19 protein-coding genes are annotated in these 17,671 nt (G+C 36.3%); 5 read left to right on the top strand and 14 right to left on the bottom strand.

What is annotated here, in order from left to right; genetic code table 11:
• Positions 1-228: 228 nt before the first annotated feature.
• Positions 229-414, top strand: coding sequence for a YlaF family protein (locus tag KHA87_RS03700; RefSeq protein ID WP_213092755.1), 186 nt, complete (start codon positions 229-231; stop codon positions 412-414).
• 12 nt (positions 415-426) lie between these two features.
• On the opposite strand, the gene KHA87_RS03695 is transcribed toward KHA87_RS03700, so the two are convergent.
• Together KHA87_RS03695 and KHA87_RS03690 are read right to left on the bottom strand one after the other, a co-directional pair.
• Complete coding sequence (locus KHA87_RS03695; protein ID WP_213092754.1) at positions 427-1,233, bottom strand: inositol monophosphatase family protein; 807 nt, start codon at positions 1,231-1,233, stop codon at positions 427-429.
• A 213-nt stretch (positions 1,234-1,446) separates the two neighbouring features.
• Positions 1,447-1,641: a hypothetical protein gene (locus KHA87_RS03690; RefSeq protein WP_213092753.1), complete on the bottom strand. Its 195-nt coding sequence runs from the start codon at positions 1,639-1,641 to the stop codon at positions 1,447-1,449.
• 242 nt (positions 1,642-1,883) lie between these two features.
• Between KHA87_RS03690 and KHA87_RS03685 the strand changes: the two genes are divergently transcribed.
• Positions 1,884-2,492, top strand: a complete 609-nt coding sequence (locus tag KHA87_RS03685) for a DUF1054 domain-containing protein (protein WP_213092752.1) — start codon at positions 1,884-1,886, stop codon at positions 2,490-2,492.
• Positions 2,493-2,546: 54 nt separating this feature from the next.
• On the opposite strand, the gene KHA87_RS03680 is transcribed toward KHA87_RS03685, so the two are convergent.
• Both KHA87_RS03680 and KHA87_RS03675 read right to left on the bottom strand, forming a co-directional pair.
• On the bottom strand, positions 2,547-2,816 hold the full coding sequence (locus tag KHA87_RS03680) for a UPF0223 family protein (protein ID WP_213092751.1): 270 nt from the start codon (positions 2,814-2,816) through the stop codon (positions 2,547-2,549).
• Between the two features lie 70 nt (positions 2,817-2,886).
• Positions 2,887-3,846, bottom strand: a complete 960-nt coding sequence (locus KHA87_RS03675; protein WP_213092750.1) for an NAD(P)H-dependent flavin oxidoreductase — start codon at positions 3,844-3,846, stop codon at positions 2,887-2,889.
• Between the two features lie 1,059 nt (positions 3,847-4,905).
• Between KHA87_RS03675 and KHA87_RS03670 the strand changes: the two genes are divergently transcribed.
• Positions 4,906-6,375: an aminotransferase class I/II-fold pyridoxal phosphate-dependent enzyme gene (locus KHA87_RS03670; protein ID WP_213092749.1), complete on the top strand. Its 1,470-nt coding sequence runs from the start codon at positions 4,906-4,908 to the stop codon at positions 6,373-6,375.
• 57 nt (positions 6,376-6,432) lie between these two features.
• Here KHA87_RS03670 and KHA87_RS03665 read toward each other — a convergent pair whose 3' ends face one another.
• The 7 genes from KHA87_RS03665 to KHA87_RS03635 form a co-directional block, all read right to left on the bottom strand.
• The gene (locus KHA87_RS03665) at positions 6,433-6,558 is read right to left on the bottom strand and encodes a GapA-binding peptide SR1P (RefSeq protein ID WP_213092748.1); all 126 of its coding nucleotides are present in this window, start codon (positions 6,556-6,558) and stop codon (positions 6,433-6,435) included.
• 168 nt (positions 6,559-6,726) lie between these two features.
• Positions 6,727-6,987: a hypothetical protein gene (locus KHA87_RS03660; protein WP_213092747.1), complete on the bottom strand. Its 261-nt coding sequence runs from the start codon at positions 6,985-6,987 to the stop codon at positions 6,727-6,729.
• A 136-nt stretch (positions 6,988-7,123) separates the two neighbouring features.
• The gene (gene lpdA, locus KHA87_RS03655; protein WP_213092746.1) at positions 7,124-8,536 is read right to left on the bottom strand and encodes a dihydrolipoyl dehydrogenase; all 1,413 of its coding nucleotides are present in this window, start codon (positions 8,534-8,536) and stop codon (positions 7,124-7,126) included.
• 4 nt (positions 8,537-8,540) lie between these two features.
• Positions 8,541-9,848, bottom strand: a complete 1,308-nt coding sequence (locus tag KHA87_RS03650) for a dihydrolipoamide acetyltransferase family protein (protein ID WP_213092745.1) — start codon at positions 9,846-9,848, stop codon at positions 8,541-8,543.
• Between the two features lie 67 nt (positions 9,849-9,915).
• A complete protein-coding gene (locus tag KHA87_RS03645) occupies positions 9,916-10,893 on the bottom strand; it encodes an alpha-ketoacid dehydrogenase subunit beta (RefSeq protein ID WP_213092744.1) in 978 nt (325 codons plus the stop codon).
• A gap of 3 nt (positions 10,894-10,896) precedes the next feature.
• A complete protein-coding gene (gene pdhA / locus KHA87_RS03640) occupies positions 10,897-12,009 on the bottom strand; it encodes a pyruvate dehydrogenase (acetyl-transferring) E1 component subunit alpha (RefSeq protein WP_213092743.1) in 1,113 nt (370 codons plus the stop codon).
• A 465-nt stretch (positions 12,010-12,474) separates the two neighbouring features.
• Positions 12,475-13,119 carry a YkyA family protein gene (locus KHA87_RS03635; RefSeq protein WP_249310299.1) on the bottom strand — a complete coding sequence of 215 codons (645 nt, stop codon included), beginning with the start codon at positions 13,117-13,119 and terminating at the stop codon, positions 12,475-12,477.
• Positions 13,120-13,684: 565 nt separating this feature from the next.
• Here KHA87_RS03635 and KHA87_RS03630 point away from each other — a divergent pair.
• Complete coding sequence (locus KHA87_RS03630) at positions 13,685-13,897, top strand: DNA-dependent RNA polymerase subunit epsilon (RefSeq protein WP_213092741.1); 213 nt, start codon at positions 13,685-13,687, stop codon at positions 13,895-13,897.
• 4 nt (positions 13,898-13,901) lie between these two features.
• A complete protein-coding gene (gene rnjA, locus KHA87_RS03625; RefSeq protein ID WP_213092740.1) occupies positions 13,902-15,569 on the top strand; it encodes a ribonuclease J1 in 1,668 nt (555 codons plus the stop codon).
• A gap of 90 nt (positions 15,570-15,659) precedes the next feature.
• Here rnjA and KHA87_RS03620 read toward each other — a convergent pair whose 3' ends face one another.
• The 3 genes from KHA87_RS03620 to KHA87_RS22360 all read right to left on the bottom strand — a co-directional run bounded on the left by KHA87_RS03620 (position 15,660) and on the right by KHA87_RS22360 (position 17,630).
• Positions 15,660-16,322, bottom strand: coding sequence for a potassium channel family protein (locus KHA87_RS03620; protein ID WP_213092739.1), 663 nt, complete (start codon positions 16,320-16,322; stop codon positions 15,660-15,662).
• A gap of 141 nt (positions 16,323-16,463) precedes the next feature.
• The gene (locus tag KHA87_RS03615) at positions 16,464-17,477 is read right to left on the bottom strand and encodes a cytochrome d ubiquinol oxidase subunit II (protein WP_213092738.1); all 1,014 of its coding nucleotides are present in this window, start codon (positions 17,475-17,477) and stop codon (positions 16,464-16,466) included.
• A gap of 21 nt (positions 17,478-17,498) precedes the next feature.
• Positions 17,499-17,630, bottom strand: a complete 132-nt coding sequence (locus tag KHA87_RS22360; protein ID WP_283249410.1) for a hypothetical protein — start codon at positions 17,628-17,630, stop codon at positions 17,499-17,501.
• Between the last annotated feature and the right edge of the window lie 41 nt (positions 17,631-17,671).

The raw sequence follows: 17,671 nt of genomic DNA, 5'->3' as shown, positions 1-17,671 counted from the left end.
TGTTATAAACTTCTCCATTCACCTGAAGAAAAGGTATCCTTTTTAAGAAAAGATGCCCCAAAGCTAAATCCTACTTTGGATTTAAAACAAATTACGAAAAGCTACAATTTATACGAGAACAGCCTTAGTATATCTCCAACTTACGTATTATATCACAATGACTAGAAAAGCAGAAACATTTTCGGTAAAATAGATATGAGTGAGACGAAGATGACGGAGGCAATATAGGTGAAAAATGTTAAATGGATATTTCTAATATATGCAATAATCGCTGCTTTCTCAATGGCGGGCATAGGAGTAGCAATTGGAGAGCAAAGCATTCTTGGCTTTCTTATTTGTATCGTCATATTGATATTTATTCTTGGGATTGGTTTTAAAACGAAGAAAAAATGGCGTGAAGAGGGCAAATTATAAAAAGGAGGGGATTTAATCTTCCTCCTTTTCCTTTATTAAATAACCTTCTAAAATTTTATGATGGAGGCCAGGTTTACTAACAAAAACAGTACTGCCCTTCAAAATATTCAACGGTTCACCTTTAACAGTTGTCAAGCTTCCACCTAGTTCCTCGACCAAGATTTTACCGGCAGCAAAATCCCACGGGGACAGTCTCATAGCAATATAGGCATCAAACCGGCCAGTTGCAATGTAGGCCATCTCTAGAGCCGCAGAGCCTAGGGATCTAGTGGAGCGGACATCCCTCACTAGCTTATGCAAATTCTCTACTGGTACATGCCTATTGGAAATAAGCCAAGTAGCATTAATCCCTACAATGGAGTCGGAAACTTCTGGTTCCTCAAGCATAGGCAATTTTTTCCCATTAAAATATGCACCTTCCCCAGCAATAGCGTGATATAGCTCATTATGCACCACATCATAAATATACCCTAACCTTCCTACGCCATTTTCGTAAATTCCAATGGAAATAGAGAAATTACGTTGTTGGTGTACAAAATTCACAGTCCCATCAATTGGGTCAATAATCCAAATAACTCCATCCGTATTATGTAATGTTTCACCATAGCCTTCCTCGCCTAAGATATGGTGCTCCGGGTATGTATTACGAATCTTATCGATAAAGAACATCTCTGTTTGCTTATCGATATTTGTAACTAAATCATTTCTATCAGATTTTGTTTGAATTTGTAATGTTTCCGAAAACGAGTTCACTATATCCTTACCCGCTTCTCTTAACCACTTCATTACATCTGAGTTTACCTTCTCCCAATTTATCACATCTGCATCCTCCAGACATCTATTACCATAAACATTACATCTTTTAAATGGATAAGTATATTGCCTTACCTAAATGTAAATTTAGCTTAAAGGAAAATTATTTCTATTTCAAGTTTACTGCATTTCTTCATTCAGATACGAGGTTAATAAACTCACAAAAACGAACCCCATCCACTTAGATGAGGAAAAGAATACTCTTTACTCTTCTCTAATTTAAATAGCTTTCATTTTAAGCAATTCATCTCTAATTTTCTCTAATCGGATTTTTGCCTTTGTTTTAGCTGCTTCATTTTTATTTTGAATAGCTTCATATAATACTGCCAATTCATAATCAAGCTCTAATCGCAATACGGCAATTCTTTCAAGATCATGCTTTTTCTTTTTAGCTGAATTCATTACTTGTTTCATCCTATTCACTCCCTTTCCTAATTTCATTTTCGCTCATCGAATGTTTTTTAACTTCCAAGTTAATATGCATTTTATGATTTCCTAAAATATTGTGATGCCACCTTATGATATAGTATGTTTTAATTAAAAGGATGCAACTAAAATGTGTAATTACCCAGAAATGTTGCTTCATAAGCAAATTTGTTTGATGTCCTCCCAAATATTGATAAAATATGAAAAGTGGACAGAAGAGAGGTGCAACAATGAAGTTTGATGGACTTACGAATGAAGATTTTGATTTATTTTTAATAGATGGCCTAGAAGCAAGAATGGATAAGCTCATTTCCACATTAAGACCAAAATTAGAATTTCTCGGTGATCATTTTGCTCCAACTTTAAGTGTATTAGCAGGTGAAGAAATCTTCCCGCATGTTGCCAAACATGCCCGAAGAACTATAAATCCTCCAAATGATTCATGGGTTGCTTTTGCAAATAATAAACGCGGATACAAAATGCTCCCTCATTTTCAAATCGGATTATGGCACACACATCTATTTGTGTGGTTTGCCATTATATATGAATCACCGACTAAAGTAGAATACGGCAAGAAATTCGAAAAAAATATTGATAAAATAGTTCGTATTATCCCATCCACTTTCGTTTGGTCTGGTGATCACATGAAGCCAGATGCAAAATCGATGAGTAAGAATGACCTGCTTCAACTTTTCAAAAGAGTTCAAACCGTTAAAAAAGCAGAGGTACTATGCGGAATTAATATTCCTAGGGAACAAGTTGTAAAATGGACCGGCGAAGAGCTTTTGCAACATATTCAAGATACCTTTAGTACGTTAGTACCCCTTTATACAATGTAGAAAACAAAAATTAATTAAAATGGGCATATAAAAAACCGCAGATTCGTCTGCGGTTTACATTTTCACTATTTTTCCAGGCTCCAAATCTTTCATTTTCTTTACCACTTGATAAGAGGAATAGCCGCTTTCCTTCTCAAATTCATTGCAATATTTCTTCTCTTCCGCTTTACCAGGTACAATTTCCTTGAAGCGCCTATACTTTTCCATTAATTTTTCCCGTTCAATTCCCTTTTCATATGCCAATTCAATTGCTTCAAAAAACTGAATAACATCTACAACCTCTTTCGTGCTCCAATCCGTATCAAATGGATATTGATATTCCATTTCTTCACCAACCTTCTTTTTACTCTAAGCTGTTTTCGTATATTTATTTAAAAGATATACTCTTCATAATTTATTTTGACCAATTATCACAGATTATTTCTGCATCTTTTATCATTCTATTGATTAGCTCCTCTACCGTTGGTATATCCTTAATAAGCCCCATTACTTGGCCAGCCCAAGCAAAGCCTTCTTCAACATTACCATTATAGATATAATTTTTATTCGCTGTCCCGCTTATGTAATTTTTCAATGCCTCATATCCGCCATTTTGCTTCTCGATATTTATAATGTGGTCTGTCCATTTATTCATAATTGCGCGCGCAGGCATTCCTAGTGACTTTTTAATGACAATTGTACTAGTTTCATCTCCATTTATTAATGCCTGTTTGTATACATCCGAGGCATGGACACATTCTTTTGTAGCTATGAATCGAGTTCCCATTTCTACCCCTTCAGCTCCCAAACTAAGTGCTGCCATAAGCCCTCTGCCGTCCCCAATACCGCCTGATGCTATAACAGGTATATTTACTGAATCCACCACTTGTGGAATGAGAACCATGGTACCTACTTCGTCCTTACCTAAATGTCCACCCCCTTCATTTCCAACCACCATTACTGCATCTGCTCCAAGGCTTTCCGCTTTTTGTGCTTGTTTTTTCGCCGCTACTAAAACCAGTTTCTTAACATTAACACCTTCCAGTTGCTGAAAAAAAGGAGTTGGATTACCCCCAGTGATAGAAACGACAGGAACCTTTTCTTCTATCGCTACATCTACGAAATGAGAAAATGGTCTACCGTGTTGGCCAATAGCAAAATTAACCCCAAAAGGTTTATTGGTTAAGGATCTGACTTTTTTTATTTCTTCTCTCAGTTTTTCCGGACTTTCTAATGACATTGCTGTAATTTGCCCAAGACCCCCAGCATTTGAAACTGCGGCTGCAAGCTCTGCGTATGCAAGATATGCCAATCCCCCTTGGATTATCGGGAACTTAATATGAAGTAATTTAGTAATTCTTGTTTCCCAATTCATATTTCCCTCTCCCTTCCACTTTTTACTTCTCTATTATAATAATGAATTCCTTTTATATAAGTTTATTTTCTTAAACTATGTACGTTTATGGCCTAATTTTAGTGGTTTAACGAAGTTTGTTGGCGATTTTCGCAAATGGTGTTACGCAAAAATACCACAAGCATTTCGTTATACAGGTGCCTGAGCTTATACAAAGCACAACACTCTTTGCGAAAATAGCCATAGATAAGGCTCTTTTCGTAAACTATGTTACGCTTGGGGCTTAATTTATTGGTTTAACGAAGTTTGTTGGCGATTTTCGCAAATGGTGTTACGCAAAAATACCACAAGCATTTCGTTATACAGGTGCCTGAGCTTATACAAAGCACAACACTCTTTGCGAAAATAGCCATAGATAAGGCTCTTTTCGTAAACTATGTTACGCTTGGGGCTTAATTTATTGGTTTAACGAAGTTTGTTGGCGATTTTCGCAAATGGTGTTACGCAAAAATACCACAAGCATTTCGTTATACAGGTGCCTGAGCTTATACAAAGCACAACACTCTTTGCGAAAATAGCCATAGATAAGGCTCTTTTCGTAAACTATGTTACGCTTGAGGCTTAATTTAGTGGTTTAACGAAGTTTGTTGGCGATTTTCCCAAATGGTGTTACGCAAAAATACCACAAGCATTTCGTTATACAGGTGCCTGAGCTTATACAAAGCACAACACTCTTTGCGAAAATAGCCATAGATAAGGCTCTTTTCGTAAACTATGTTACGCTTGGGGCATAATAAAGTGGTCTAATGAAGTTGTAGGCGTTTTTTGCAAATGGATACGAAAAGATGCCAGGAGGTATCCAGTTATACGCGTTAATGAACTTATACGAAAAACACCTCTCTTTGCGAAAATAGCTTTAGCTAATGTACAATCTAAATTTAATGATACCTTTACTATTTGCAAAGAGGTAGTAAAATGCTATAATTCATTTGTTTTATGTCATTTGTCCAGGCAATTCATAAACTTTGCAACTATAAATAACAAATAAACAGAAATATTAATAAAGAGGTGTAGAATACATTGTCACAACAGGAAACTCCTTTATTTACCGGGCTGGTCGAGCATGCCAAAAAGAACCCGGTACAATTTCACATACCAGGTCATAAAAAAGGAAATGGTATAGACCCACAATTTAGGCAATTTATTGGTGATAATGCTTTATCCATAGACTTGATAAATATAACTCCTCTGGATGATTTACATCAGCCAAAGGGAATGATTGCAAAAGCGCAAAAGTTAGCCGCAGAAGCATTTGGCGCCGACCATACTTTTTTCTCTGTACAAGGAACGAGTGGCGCAATTATGACAATGGTAATGGCAGTTTGTGGACCAGGTGAAAAAATCATTGTACCTAGAAATGTTCATAAATCCGTAATGTCCGCAATTGTTTTTTCAGGGGCAACTCCCGTATTTATTCACCCTGAAATTGATCCAAGGCTAGGAATATCGCACGGAATTACAACGGAGTCAGTTTCTAAGGCGCTTCAGCAAAACCCTGATGCAAAAGGAGTATTAGTTATTAACCCAACTTATTTTGGTGTTGCAGCAGATCTCAAAAAGATAGTGGAAATCGCCCATTCATACCAAGTTCCTGTATTAGTTGATGAGGCACATGGTGTTCATATTCATTTTCATGAAGACTTGCCGATTTCTGCTATGGAAGCTGGGGCAGATATGGCCGCAACGAGCGTACATAAGCTTGGAGGCTCCTTAACCCAAAGCTCCGTTTTAAACGTACGTGAAGGGCTTGTTTCGGCAAATAGAGTCCAAACAATTCTAAGCATGCTAACAACAACCTCCACATCTTATTTGCTGCTAGCTTCATTAGATGTTGCCAGAAGAAGGTTAGCCACAGAAGGTAAGGAATTAATCGACCGTACAATTCGTTTGGCAAACTCTATTCGTGATCAAATAAATGAAATTGATCATCTATATTGTGTTGGAAAAGAAATATTAGGAACAAAAGCAACTTTTGATTATGATCCAACTAAGCTTATTATTTCCGTTAAGGATCTAGGAATTACAGGCTTTGACGCAGAAAAATGGCTACGTGAGGTATATAACATCGAGGTAGAATTATCCGATTTATACAATATACTTTGCCTTGTTACCCCAGGTGACACAGAAAAAGAAGCGAATATATTAGTTTCTGCCTTAAAGGAGCTATCCAAGCAATTTTCGCATCTTTCTGGAACTGTTCATATTGAAGTTTTGTTACCTGATATTCCTTTACTTGCATTATCACCAAGAGAAGCTTTCTACGCCGAAACAGAGATTGTCCCTTTTGATGAATCTGTAGGAAGAATTAGTGCTGAATTTATAATGGTTTATCCTCCCGGAATACCAATATTCATTCCAGGAGAAATCATCACAGAAGACAATTTAAAATATATTCAAAAAAATATAGAGGTTGGCCTGCCAGTTCAAGGTCCAGAGGACTTTGAGTTAAAAACATTGAGAGTCATAAAAGAGCATAAAGCTATTCGGTAACTATACCTCACACTTTACAAAATAAGAGAGTGCATTATGCACTCTCTTTGATTTATATTATGATTCCTGAATATTTTCTTCGTGGTGGCAGCATTCGCAACAATTTGAGTAAAGAATACTTACTTTTTCATCTTCAAAATGATCAATTATTGTATTACAAGATTGACAAACGATTGTCCCCATATATTATTCTTCCTCTCAAGAATTTTTTGAAGCTATATTCATATAGATTGTTGCTTTTGAAAACGCTTTATTTCTTAAGAATATAATAATATATCACATTGGAGATTTCAAGGCTAAATTGTATAACACATTTTAACAATTAGATATTCTTATTAAAGAAGATTTTCATTATAAAAAGGCAATTCTTGAAGGTAACATTTGATGTAGGAAAAACTGAAGCAAAAAATAAGCGGAAAGGCTCGCAACGGTAATAATAATAGTAACACGATTTGACTTTACAATAATTCTTGTTAATAAAAATGCCAAATACAAAAACACAAGAAACATAAGGACTTTATATACTAAATGATCCCTGTTAGAAAGCCATTCAGCAAAAGTAAAGCAGCTCCACACGATTAGTTGAAATAAAAAGGCTACATAATTCTTCATAATATCACCATTAGGATTGGTTTATTCTACTATTATTCCTATTATATGCACTAAGTGGGTTATTTTAAAACTTAAGAAAGATTTATCTTTACATATAAAAAATAAAAGCACCCAAAAGGATGCTTTTATTTTTATATTACTTAATAATGTGTATAGGCGTACCAAGGGCTACTTCTGCAGCTTCCATCGTGATTTCGCCTAGTGTTGGATGGGCATGAATAGTCATAGCAATATCTTCTGCAGTCATACCTGCTTCAATAGCAAGGCCGATTTCTGCAATCATATCAGATGCGCTAGGTCCGGCAACTTGACCACCAATCACTAACCCATCTTCCTTACGTGTTACAAGCTTTAAGAAACCGTCTGTACTATTTAAAGCTAGTGCACGACCATTTGCAGCAAATGGGAATTTAGCAGCTACAACTTCAATACCTTCATCTTTAGCTTGTTTTTCTGTATAACCCACTGTTGCCAATTCCGGTTCAGAGAATACAACCGCAGGTAATCCAAGATAATCAATTTCAGAAGGATGTCCAGCAATTGCTTCAGCAGCAATTTTTGCCTCATAAGAAGCTTTATGTGCTAGAGCAGGTCCTGCAACAACATCCCCAATAGCATAGATGTTTGGTACATTAGTACGGCATTGCTTATCAATTTTAATAAGACCTCTTTCAGCCATTTCAATACCAACTTGCTCAAGACCCATTTCGTCTGTATTTGGACGACGACCAACTGTAACTAATACATAATCAGCTTCAATTGATTTTTCTTCACCTTTAGCCTCATATGTTACTACAACACCATCTTCGTTTTCTACAACGCCTTTTGCCATAGCGTTTGTAACAATTTCAGCGCCTTTTTTCTTTAAGTTTTTAGAAACAATTGCTGTCATTTGTTTTTCAAATGCACCTGCAAATAGTTCTCCGCTACCTTCTAGAATAGTTACTTCTGTTCCAAAATTAGCATAAGCAGTACCTAGCTCGACACCGATAACACCGCCACCGATGATTACTAATTTCTTAGGAATTTCAGGAAGATCTAGCGCACCAGTAGAATCAATTACGCGCTTAGAATATTTAAATGTTGGAATCTCAATTGGACGAGAACCAGTTGCAATAATAGCATTTTTAAATGTATAAGTTTGCGCGGAATTTTCATCCATAACTCGTAATGTATTTGCATCCACAAAATAAGCCTCACCTTTTACGATGCTTACTTTGTTTCCTTTTAATAAGCCCTCTACACCACTAGTTAATTTATTCACTACTGAACCTTTCCAGTCTTGTACCTTTGAAAAGTCCACAGTAACGTTTTCTGCTGAAATACCAATATCATCAGAGTGTTTTGCATTTTCATAACGATGTGCAGCATTAATTAATGCTTTAGAAGGAATACAGCCGATATTTAAACAAACACCGCCAAGATTTGCTTTTTCAACGATTGTTACTTTTTGTCCTAGCTGAGCAGCACGAATTGCTGCTACATAACCACCAGGGCCTGCACCAATTACTATCGTTTCTGTTTCAATAGGAAAATCTCCAACTACCATTTGATTACGCCTCCATTAATAATAATTCTGGATCGTTCAACAAGCGCTTAATTTGGTTAAGGGCATGTTGAGCGGTAGCACCATCGATAATACGATGATCAAAGCTCAATGATAATGCTAACACAGGTGCAGCTACAATTTCACCATTTTTTACTACAGGTTTTTCTGCAATACGACCAATTCCTAGAATAGCAACCTCTGGGTGATTGATTACCGGAGTAAACCATTGACCGCCAGCAGAGCCAATATTAGTAATCGTACAAGAAGCGCCCTTCATTTCATTTGGTGCTAATTTGCCTTCACGTGCTTTTGTAGCTAGCTCATTAATTTCGCCTGAAATAGCAAATACGCTTTTGCGGTCTGCATTTTTAACAACAGGAACTAATAAACCTTTTTCCGTATCTGCAGCGATTCCGATGTTAAAATAATGCTTTTGAATAATTTCTCCTGCTTCATCATCAATTGAAGTGTTGAGTGTAGGGAATTCACGTAATGCGCTTACAAGAGCCTTCACTACATAAGGCAAGAAAGTAAGCTTAATTCCTTTTTCAGCCGCAACTTCTTTAAATTTCTTACGATGAGCTACAAGCTTAGTTACATCTACTTCATCCATCAATGTAACATGTGGAGCTGTATGCTTGGAGTTAACCATTGCTTTAGCAATAGCTTTGCGAATTCCGCTCATTTTTTCGCGAGTTTCAGGGAATTCACCTTCAGGGATAACAACTTGTGCCGCTACTTTTGTTTCTTCAACAACAGGTTCAACTTGCTCACTAACTGCTGCTTTGTTTCCGCCATTTGCATACACATCAATATCTTCTTTTTGAACACGGCCATTATTTCCCGATCCAGTAACTAGTCGAATATCAACGCCTTTTTCACGAGCATATTTACGAACGGAAGGCATCGCGATAACCCGTCGGTTTGGATCAGCATCAGCTGATTTTGTAGGCTCAGCAGCAGCCGCTGCAGCAGGTGCTTCTGCTTGCTTAGCTTCTGGTTTTACCTCAGCTTTTACTTCTTCTTTCTTTTCTTCTTCCCCATGATCTCCTTTGAACTTTAGATCCTCATAGCCTGGGGCATCAAATTTAATTAAAACATCGCCAACAATAGCAACTGTTCCCTCTTCTACAAGAACCTCTTCCACTGTTCCCGCAACCGGTGATGGAATTTCAACTACTGCTTTGTCGTTTTGTACTTCACAAAGTACATCATCTTCATTCACTTTATCGCCAGGCTTAACAAACCATTTAACGATTTCACCTTCATGAATACCTTCACCAATGTCTGGTAATCTGAATTCAAATGACAATGTTGTTCACCCTCCTATTGTTAGATTCTTAATATCCCAGCCCTTCATTGTTTAGAAGGGACATTGATTAGAAAGTAAGTACTTTTTTTGCAGTTTCCATAATATCTTTATAATTAGGAAGCCAAACAGATTCTGCTTGTGAGAATGGATAGACTGTATCAGGTGCTGTCACACGCAATACTGGTGCTTCTAGACTTAAAATCGCTCTTTCATTGATTTCAGCTACTACATTCGCTGCAATACCAGCTTGTTTTTGAGCTTCTTGAACTACGATAGCACGATTTGTCTTCTCTACAGAAGCAATAATTGTTTCAACATCCAACGGGCTAACTGTACGTAAATCTACAACTTCAACTGAATATCCTTCTTTTTCAAGCTCTTCAGCAGCTTTAATAGATTCGTGAACCATTGCACCATAAGTAATGATGGATAGATCCTTTCCTTCACGTTTCACTTCTGCTTTACCAATTGGAATAGTGTACTCTCCTTCTGGCACTTCTTGACGGAAGGAACGATAAAGCTTCATGTGCTCTAAGAATATAACCGGATCGTTATCACGTATTGCAGAAATTAATAGTCCCTTTGCATCATATGGTGTAGAAGGAATAACTACTTTTAACCCAGGTTGAGAAGTAACTAGTCCTTCTAAACTATCAGCATGAAGCTCAGGAGTATGAACGCCGCCACCGAAAGGAGAACGGATGGTAATTGGAGCGTTCAAAGTACCACCAGTACGATATCTCCAACGAGCCATTTGACCATTTACAGAATCAATAACTTCATATAAAAAACCGAAGAATTGAATTTCTGGTACTGGTCGATAACCTTGTAAAGTCAATCCGATTGCAAGTCCGCCAATTCCGGATTCTGCAAGTGGTGTATCAAATACTCTTTCTTCCCCAAATTCCTTTTGAAGACCTTCAGTCGCACGGAATACGCCGCCGTTAACGCCAACGTCTTCACCGAATACCAATACATTCTCATCATTTCGCAGCTCTGTGCGTAATGCATCGGTAATTGCTTGAATCATTGTCATTTGCGCCATGGCTTATTTCGACTCCTTTGCTTTATAAATATCGTTCTGTTCTTTAAGGTTAGCAGGAAGTTCTTCAAACATAATGTTGATTAAATCTGTAACCTTTTGTTTAGGTGTATCATCAGCTTGTTTAATCGCTGCTTTAATATCCTCTTTTGCTTGTTCAATAATTTCATTTTCCTTTTCTTCATTCCATAAGCCTTTATTTTCTAAATACTTGCGGAAACGAACCAAAGGATCTTTCTTTTCCCATTCATTATCCATCTCTGAAGTACGATAACGAGTAGGGTCGTCACCTGCCATTGTATGTGGCCCATAACGGTAACATAAAGTTTCAATTAAAGTTGGTCCCTCACCATTAATTGCACGTACGCGAGCTTCTCTTACTGCTACATAGACAGCTAATGGATCCATACCATCTACTAATTGTCCAGGAATACCAGCCGCAACTGCTTTTTGAGCAATTGTCTTAGCGGAAGTTTGCTTTTCACGTGGTGTGGAAATAGCAAATTGGTTATTTTGAACAACAAATATAGCAGGAGCCTTGTATGCACCAGCAAAGTTGATTCCTTCATAGAAATCACCTTGAGATGATCCACCGTCACCTGTATATGTAATTGCAACTGCTTTTTTACCGCGTTTTTTAATACCTAATGCAACACCGGCTGCCTGAATATATTGAGCACCAATGATAATTTGTGGAGGAAGAATGTTTACTCCTTCAGGTATTTGCATACCGGCAAAATGACCGCGAGACCATAGGAATGCTTGGTATAAAGGCAATCCATGCCATACAATTTGCGGTACATCACGATATCCTGGAAGAATAAAATCCTCTTGCTCTAATGCAAAATGTGATGCTATTTGTGAAGCTTCTTGACCTGCAGTAGGTGCTACGAATCCAAGGCGTCCTTGTCTGTTTAGGGAAATGGATCTTTGATCAAGGATACGAGTATACACCATGCGGCGCATCAATTCTTGAAGCTGTTCGTCTGTTAAATCAGGCACTGCTGATTCGTTTACAACTTCACCATTTTCATTCAAGATCTGAAACATTTCAAATTGCCCTTCAATGTTTTCAAGCGTCTTTGTCGGGTCTAATGGCGCTTTTTTAGTAGAAGCCATTTTAAGTCACCTCTTCCTTTCTTATAAAAAATATTTTTGATTTTAACCCTTCCATTATTACGTTTTTCTACAATTCCCGTTAAAACCGAGAGAGTATCCTATGTCGATTATTGGAGACAACATACAAAAATAGGTTACCCAAAAACAATTATAAATAATGTTTTGAATCAACCTTTTTTATGACAAAAACGTATAATAGAAGTAAACCTTTACATTTTTATAACTGTATTAATGCTGGTTCATTTTTCATTAATACAAACAATTAATTCATTAATTAGATTACATCAATTTATTTTGCCAGTCAATTAATTAAACCATAGAAACAATACTTTTCTACCATAACATTTAGATTTTGCGTTTTTATTGACGGAAATCTGTATCAGTACAAATAACATATCTGTACTATAATAATGCTTCTAATTTTAAAAATAATAAAAACAGGGATAATAATAATCCCTGCTTCCTCTATTTTGATTGACTTTTAATCCCTGCATGCTTATAAAAATCTAATTTCTTTTCGTTATATGTTTTCGTATCCTTATTAAATTCTTTATTTGCATCCATTACCTTACTAAACGATTCATTCGTTGCATTAATTTGGGATTCCAAATCATTTATTGGAACGTTTTGCTTTTGAAATAGCTCATAAAGTTTTTGATCTGCTTCCAATCCACTCATATATGAAGTATAGAGTTTTTGATGGGTTTCATACCGTTTTTCCATAAGATTAAATAATTCATTTGCCTCTTTCTTCAAGCTCGGATCCTTTAGATCAGGCATTATTGATTGCATTTTTAAAAAGACATTTTTAGAGGCAAGCATTGATTCTTGTTCTTTATCCATTCTTTCTTTTCTTTCCTTTATATTTAACAGGGCTTTGTCAGAAAGTTTCACTACCTTTTCATAATCTTTCATCCCTAAACCCATTATTTGTTCAAAAATATGCGTTTCTTCCGATTCCAGTTTTGTCAAAGGTGACTGTTGACTTTGAAATCCTTTTTCTTTTGAAACAGTTTCTTCAAGGATTTGATATATTTTTTCTTCTGGCTTTGCCCCACAACCTGCCAACAAAACGCACATACCTATACATAAGAATAATAACCGAAACATTGTCACAATTTATCCCCCTTATCCTCTCGCAATTTTTACTATAATAGTACACCAATACTTTGGCAATAGTAGGAAACTTATTTGATTAGTGAAATTGATTCTATTAATATTTATGCAGGATATAATCGGATATGACTTTTTAATAGAATTGCAACATGTTTATCATAGAGTCGTTAAGTATGAAAAAATACTGGTGGATGTTGAGAATTTGTTTCTAGTTAAATCCAGAAAAACCCAAGTAAGAAGCATGTTTAAATACATATACTAGTTATAAGAAATTTTTGATCGCCTTTACTTTCCTGGAGAATTCATTAAAATAAAAGGTAGGAGTGAATCGTTTGTTAAAGAAGCTTAGAAAAAAGCTTGCTAAACAATGGAAGGATTTACTAAGACAAAAACAAATCGCATAAAGACGGATAAAAATTGTCCCTCTTACAGGAGGGATTATTATTTATAAAATACTGTTCATATAAAAAGTTATGAAGAAAATAACATGAAAATCTTGCTAACTTTTTATATAATAGAAAAAGTTACTATCGACCAACGGAGTTAGGAGAGAGAAAAGATGATGTATAAGGTATATTATCAAGAAAACAAATATGAAGTACCTGTGAGAGAAAAGACGAAAACAATCTTTTTGGATGCAGAATCGGAGCGTGAAGCACGCCAATTATTAAAAGACCGCCAAATCAATATTGAATATGTACAGCTTGTAAAAGGCCCATATTTAGAATATGAGAAGCAGCAAGAATACTTTAAATTAACGGAGACTAGATAATTATATGAAATTTGTAAAAAATGATCAGACAGCGGTTTTCGCCCTTGGCGGTTTGGGGGAAATCGGAAAAAACACTTATGGCGTTCAGTTCCAGGATGAAATAATCTTAATTGATGCCGGTATTAAATTTCCGGAGGATGAATTATTAGGGATTGATTATGTAATACCTGATTATACGTACTTAGTGAAAAATGTAGAAAAAATAAAGGGATTATTTATCACGCATGGTCATGAAGACCATATCGGTGGTATTCCTTATCTACTGCGCCAGGTAAACATCCCTATATATGGCGGAAAGCTAGCCCTTGGCCTCTTGAAAAATAAATTAGAAGAGCACGGTTTATTACGTCAAACAACGCTGCATGAAATAAAAGAGGACGATATTATCAAATTCAGGAAGACTTCTGTAACTTTTTTCAGAACCACTCATAGCATTCCTGATTCCTACGGGATTGTCGTAAAAACTCCGCCAGGAAATATAGTCCATACAGGAGATTTCAAATTTGATTTTACTCCTGTAGGTGAGCCTGCCAATTTAACGAAAATGGCAGAGATCGGAAAAGAAGGTGTTCTATGCCTTTTATCCGACAGTACCAATAGTGAGGTACCCAACTTTACAATGTCTGAAAGACGTGTTGGCGAAAGTATTCACGATATTTTTCGCAAGGTTGATGGACGAATCATTTTTGCTACCTTTGCTTCCAATATCCATCGTCTGCAGCAGGTTGCGGAAGCGGCCGTTGCAAATGGCCGAAAAATCGCGGTATTTGGACGTAGTATGGAAGCTGCGATTGAAATCGGTCGTGATTTAGGATATATCCAATGTCCAAAAGATACTTTTATTGATGCAGGGCAAATTAACCGAATGCCAGCAAATAAAGTAACGATTCTTTGTACAGGTAGTCAAGGAGAGCCGATGGCTGCTTTATCTCGAATTGCCAGTGGAACACATCGGCAAATTCAAATACAGCCAGGTGATACGGTTGTCTTTTCATCATCGCCTATTCCTGGAAACACAATCAGTGTAAATAGAACGATTAATTTACTCTATCGTGCAGGTGCGGATGTAATATATGGACCATTAAACGATATTCATACATCCGGTCATGGAGGACAACAAGAACAAAAGCTAATGCTTAGACTAATAAAGCCTAAATTCTTTATGCCTATTCACGGAGAATATCGTATGCAAAGAATGCATACTCAACTTGCAGTAGATTGCGGTGTTCCAGAAGAAAATTGCTTCATTATGGATAATGGTGAAGTTCTAGCACTTGGCAGTGATGTTGCGCAGGTTGCTGGAAAAATCCCATCAGGCAATGTATATATAGATGGTAATGGAATAGGAGATATTGGTAATATTGTTTTACGTGATCGCAGAATTCTTTCTGAAGAAGGTCTAGTGGTTGTGGTTGTCTCAATCAATATGAGTGAGTTTAAAATTGCCTCAGGTCCGGATATTATTTCAAGAGGCTTTGTGTATATGCGTGAATCTGGAGATTTAATCAATGAAGCACAACATCTTATCACGAAGCATTTGAATAAGGTTATGGAGCGTAAAACTACTCAGTGGACGGAAATTAAGAATGAAATCACGGATACACTAGCTCCATTTTTATATGAAAAAACAAAACGCCGTCCAATGATCATGCCTATTATTATGGAAGTATAATATATAAAAAAAAATTGACCCAAAGTGGTCAATTTTTTTTATATAAAGAAAAGTCAAATGTTTAATATCGGCTAAACGATTTCTAGAATATTATTTATTTAAAAAATCTTTCTCAAAACGTGTAATATCCTCTACAACTCCAATTACAATTAGTATATCCTCTTTTTCTATAACATCCCGCGCTTGAGGTGATACGATGATGGATGAACCTCTTCTAATCGCAACAATGGTTATACCGTATTTTGCGCGAATATTGAGGTCGATAATCGAATTTCCTGCTAAAAGCTGATTAGAAGCAATTTCTACAATACTATATTTTTCTGAAAGCTCAATATAATCAAGAATACTATTGGAAACAATGTTATGTGCAATCCTTTTCCCCATATCCCTTTCCGGATGGACAACACTGTCAGCGCCAATTTTTCGTAATACTTTTGCATGATAATCGTTCTGTGCCTTAACAGTGACCCGCTTTACTCCCATTTCCTTTAATATTAAAGTTGTTAGAATACTTGCCTGTATATCTGCACCGATTGCTACAATGACATGATCAAAGTTACGAATTCCCAAGCTTTTTAACACAGTTTCATCGGTGGAATCTGCTATTACGGCATGAGTTGCAATCGAGGCAAACTCATCTATCCTGGCTTCATCCTGGTCGATTACCAACACTTCCATGCCTTGTTCAATTAAGGTTTTACAAATGCTCCCCCCAAACCGTCCTAAACCAATGACGACAAATTCCTTCTTCACAACCATTCCCCCAACCTAGATTCTTTCTATTATTCTAGCATAATGCAGCATTCTGAAAAAAATAAACATACCTTAATAAGGAAAAGCGGAGAACAGGATACATATCCTATAACTCCGTCTTCTAATATTCTTTGGTTGTATTCACCGTTTACTTTTAGTGTTATCTGCATCAATAATAAAAAGCTTTATTAACATATACAATGATGGAATAAGCAAACATAGACTGGCAATAAACGCAAAAACAAGAGCAGTCCCCATCGAAGGATTTGTTACACTTGTGTGAATCGTTACGTATGGATAAAGAATATATGGCATATGGGATGCTCCATATCCAAAGAATGCAAAAAAGAATTGGAGCATTATCATGATAAAAGCCTTTCCAAAAAACTTCCTTTTATAAATTAAAAAAACAGCTATTAGAAAAAACACAAGGGAAAGACCGAACATCCACCATAGATTTATTGCTTTCTCGAAATGGAGGCTGTTATGTCCCCGTAAAGCAATAAATACAAGCAAACTTGTTATAATGGTGGGAGCACTCCAAAACAAAGCAAACTTCCGTAATATTTCCCGTGATGGGATATCATTTGCTCTGTTAGCATAGAAAGTAAGAAAACCAGCGCTAATGAACAAAACCGATACAATTGCTAGCAATACGACACTCCATGAATATGGACTCCAAAACAATTTCTCTGCCAAAAATACCACTTTTGCACCTTTTTGAGCTAGGAATCCCCCCTCTGAAATGGTTAATGCTGTTGATAAAGATGCTGGAATTAATAATCCTGTAGCTCCATACAAAAATAAATAAACGATATTATCTTTGGATCCATAATTTCCAAAAGCATAAAAAGAACCGCGAATAACAATTAATATTAATGCCATGCTTCCCGGAATTAACAGAGCAGTTCCAAAGTAATAGGCAGTATCCGGAAAAAAGCCAACTAATCCAACTAGGAAAAAGACGAAAAATACATTTGTCACTTCCCAAACAGGAGAAATATACCTGCGGATTAAATAATTCATAATATGATCCTTTTTCGTTAGTTTCCCATAAAAAGCAAAAAATCCTGCCCCAAAATCAATGGAGGCGACCATCAAATATCCATATAAAAATATCCAAAGAACGGTAATACCTATCACTTCCAGACTCATGCCTTACACCTCTTCCCAAAATCAACTGCTTAAAGCGATATATGTACCTAAAAAAATTTTTTGATTTATATCTATTTTACCAAAGAAAATAATCTTTTCCATTCTTGCATATTCATAATTAATAAGTAAAGCAAAAGCATCCTGCTCTTCCATCAGCAACTGACTGCTATCCCTGGATAAAGACAAAGTTTGAA

Origin of the sequence: Bacillus sp. FJAT-49736, assembly GCF_018343615.1 — a bacterium.
Lineage (GTDB): Bacteria > Bacillota > Bacilli > Bacillales > Bacillaceae_C > Margalitia.
The sequence above is the reverse complement of the archived record's forward strand: the minus strand, read 5'-3'. Positions and strand labels throughout refer to the sequence as shown.

Bases quoted from the DNA above. Each gene is read 5' to 3' on its own strand.
- KHA87_RS03675 (WP_213092750.1), bottom strand. From the start codon at position 3,846: ATGAATTGGGAAACAAGAATTACTAAATTACTTCATATTAAGTTCCCG.
- KHA87_RS03615 (WP_213092738.1), bottom strand. From the start codon at position 17,477: ATGAGTCTGGAAGTGATAGGTATTACCGTTCTTTGGATATTTTTATAT.
- KHA87_RS03645 (WP_213092744.1), bottom strand. From the start codon at position 10,893: ATGGCGCAAATGACAATGATTCAAGCAATTACCGATGCATTACGCACA.
- lpdA (WP_213092746.1), bottom strand. From the start codon at position 8,536: ATGGTAGTTGGAGATTTTCCTATTGAAACAGAAACGATAGTAATTGGT.
- KHA87_RS03630 (WP_213092741.1), top strand. From the start codon at position 13,685: ATGATGTATAAGGTATATTATCAAGAAAACAAATATGAAGTACCTGTG.
- KHA87_RS03690 (WP_213092753.1), bottom strand. From the start codon at position 1,641: ATGAAACAAGTAATGAATTCAGCTAAAAAGAAAAAGCATGATCTTGAA.
- pdhA (WP_213092743.1), bottom strand. From the start codon at position 12,009: ATGGCTTCTACTAAAAAAGCGCCATTAGACCCGACAAAGACGCTTGAA.
- KHA87_RS03685 (WP_213092752.1), top strand. From the start codon at position 1,884: ATGAAGTTTGATGGACTTACGAATGAAGATTTTGATTTATTTTTAATA.
- rnjA (WP_213092740.1), top strand. From the start codon at position 13,902: ATGAAATTTGTAAAAAATGATCAGACAGCGGTTTTCGCCCTTGGCGGT.
- KHA87_RS03635 (WP_249310299.1), bottom strand. From the start codon at position 13,119: ATGTTTCGGTTATTATTCTTATGTATAGGTATGTGCGTTTTGTTGGCA.
- KHA87_RS03680 (WP_213092751.1), bottom strand. From the start codon at position 2,816: ATGGAATATCAATATCCATTTGATACGGATTGGAGCACGAAAGAGGTT.
- KHA87_RS03660 (WP_213092747.1), bottom strand. From the start codon at position 6,987: ATGAAGAATTATGTAGCCTTTTTATTTCAACTAATCGTGTGGAGCTGC.
- KHA87_RS03665 (WP_213092748.1), bottom strand. From the start codon at position 6,558: ATGGGGACAATCGTTTGTCAATCTTGTAATACAATAATTGATCATTTT.
- KHA87_RS22360 (WP_283249410.1), bottom strand. From the start codon at position 17,630: ATGGAAGAGCAGGATGCTTTTGCTTTACTTATTAATTATGAATATGCA.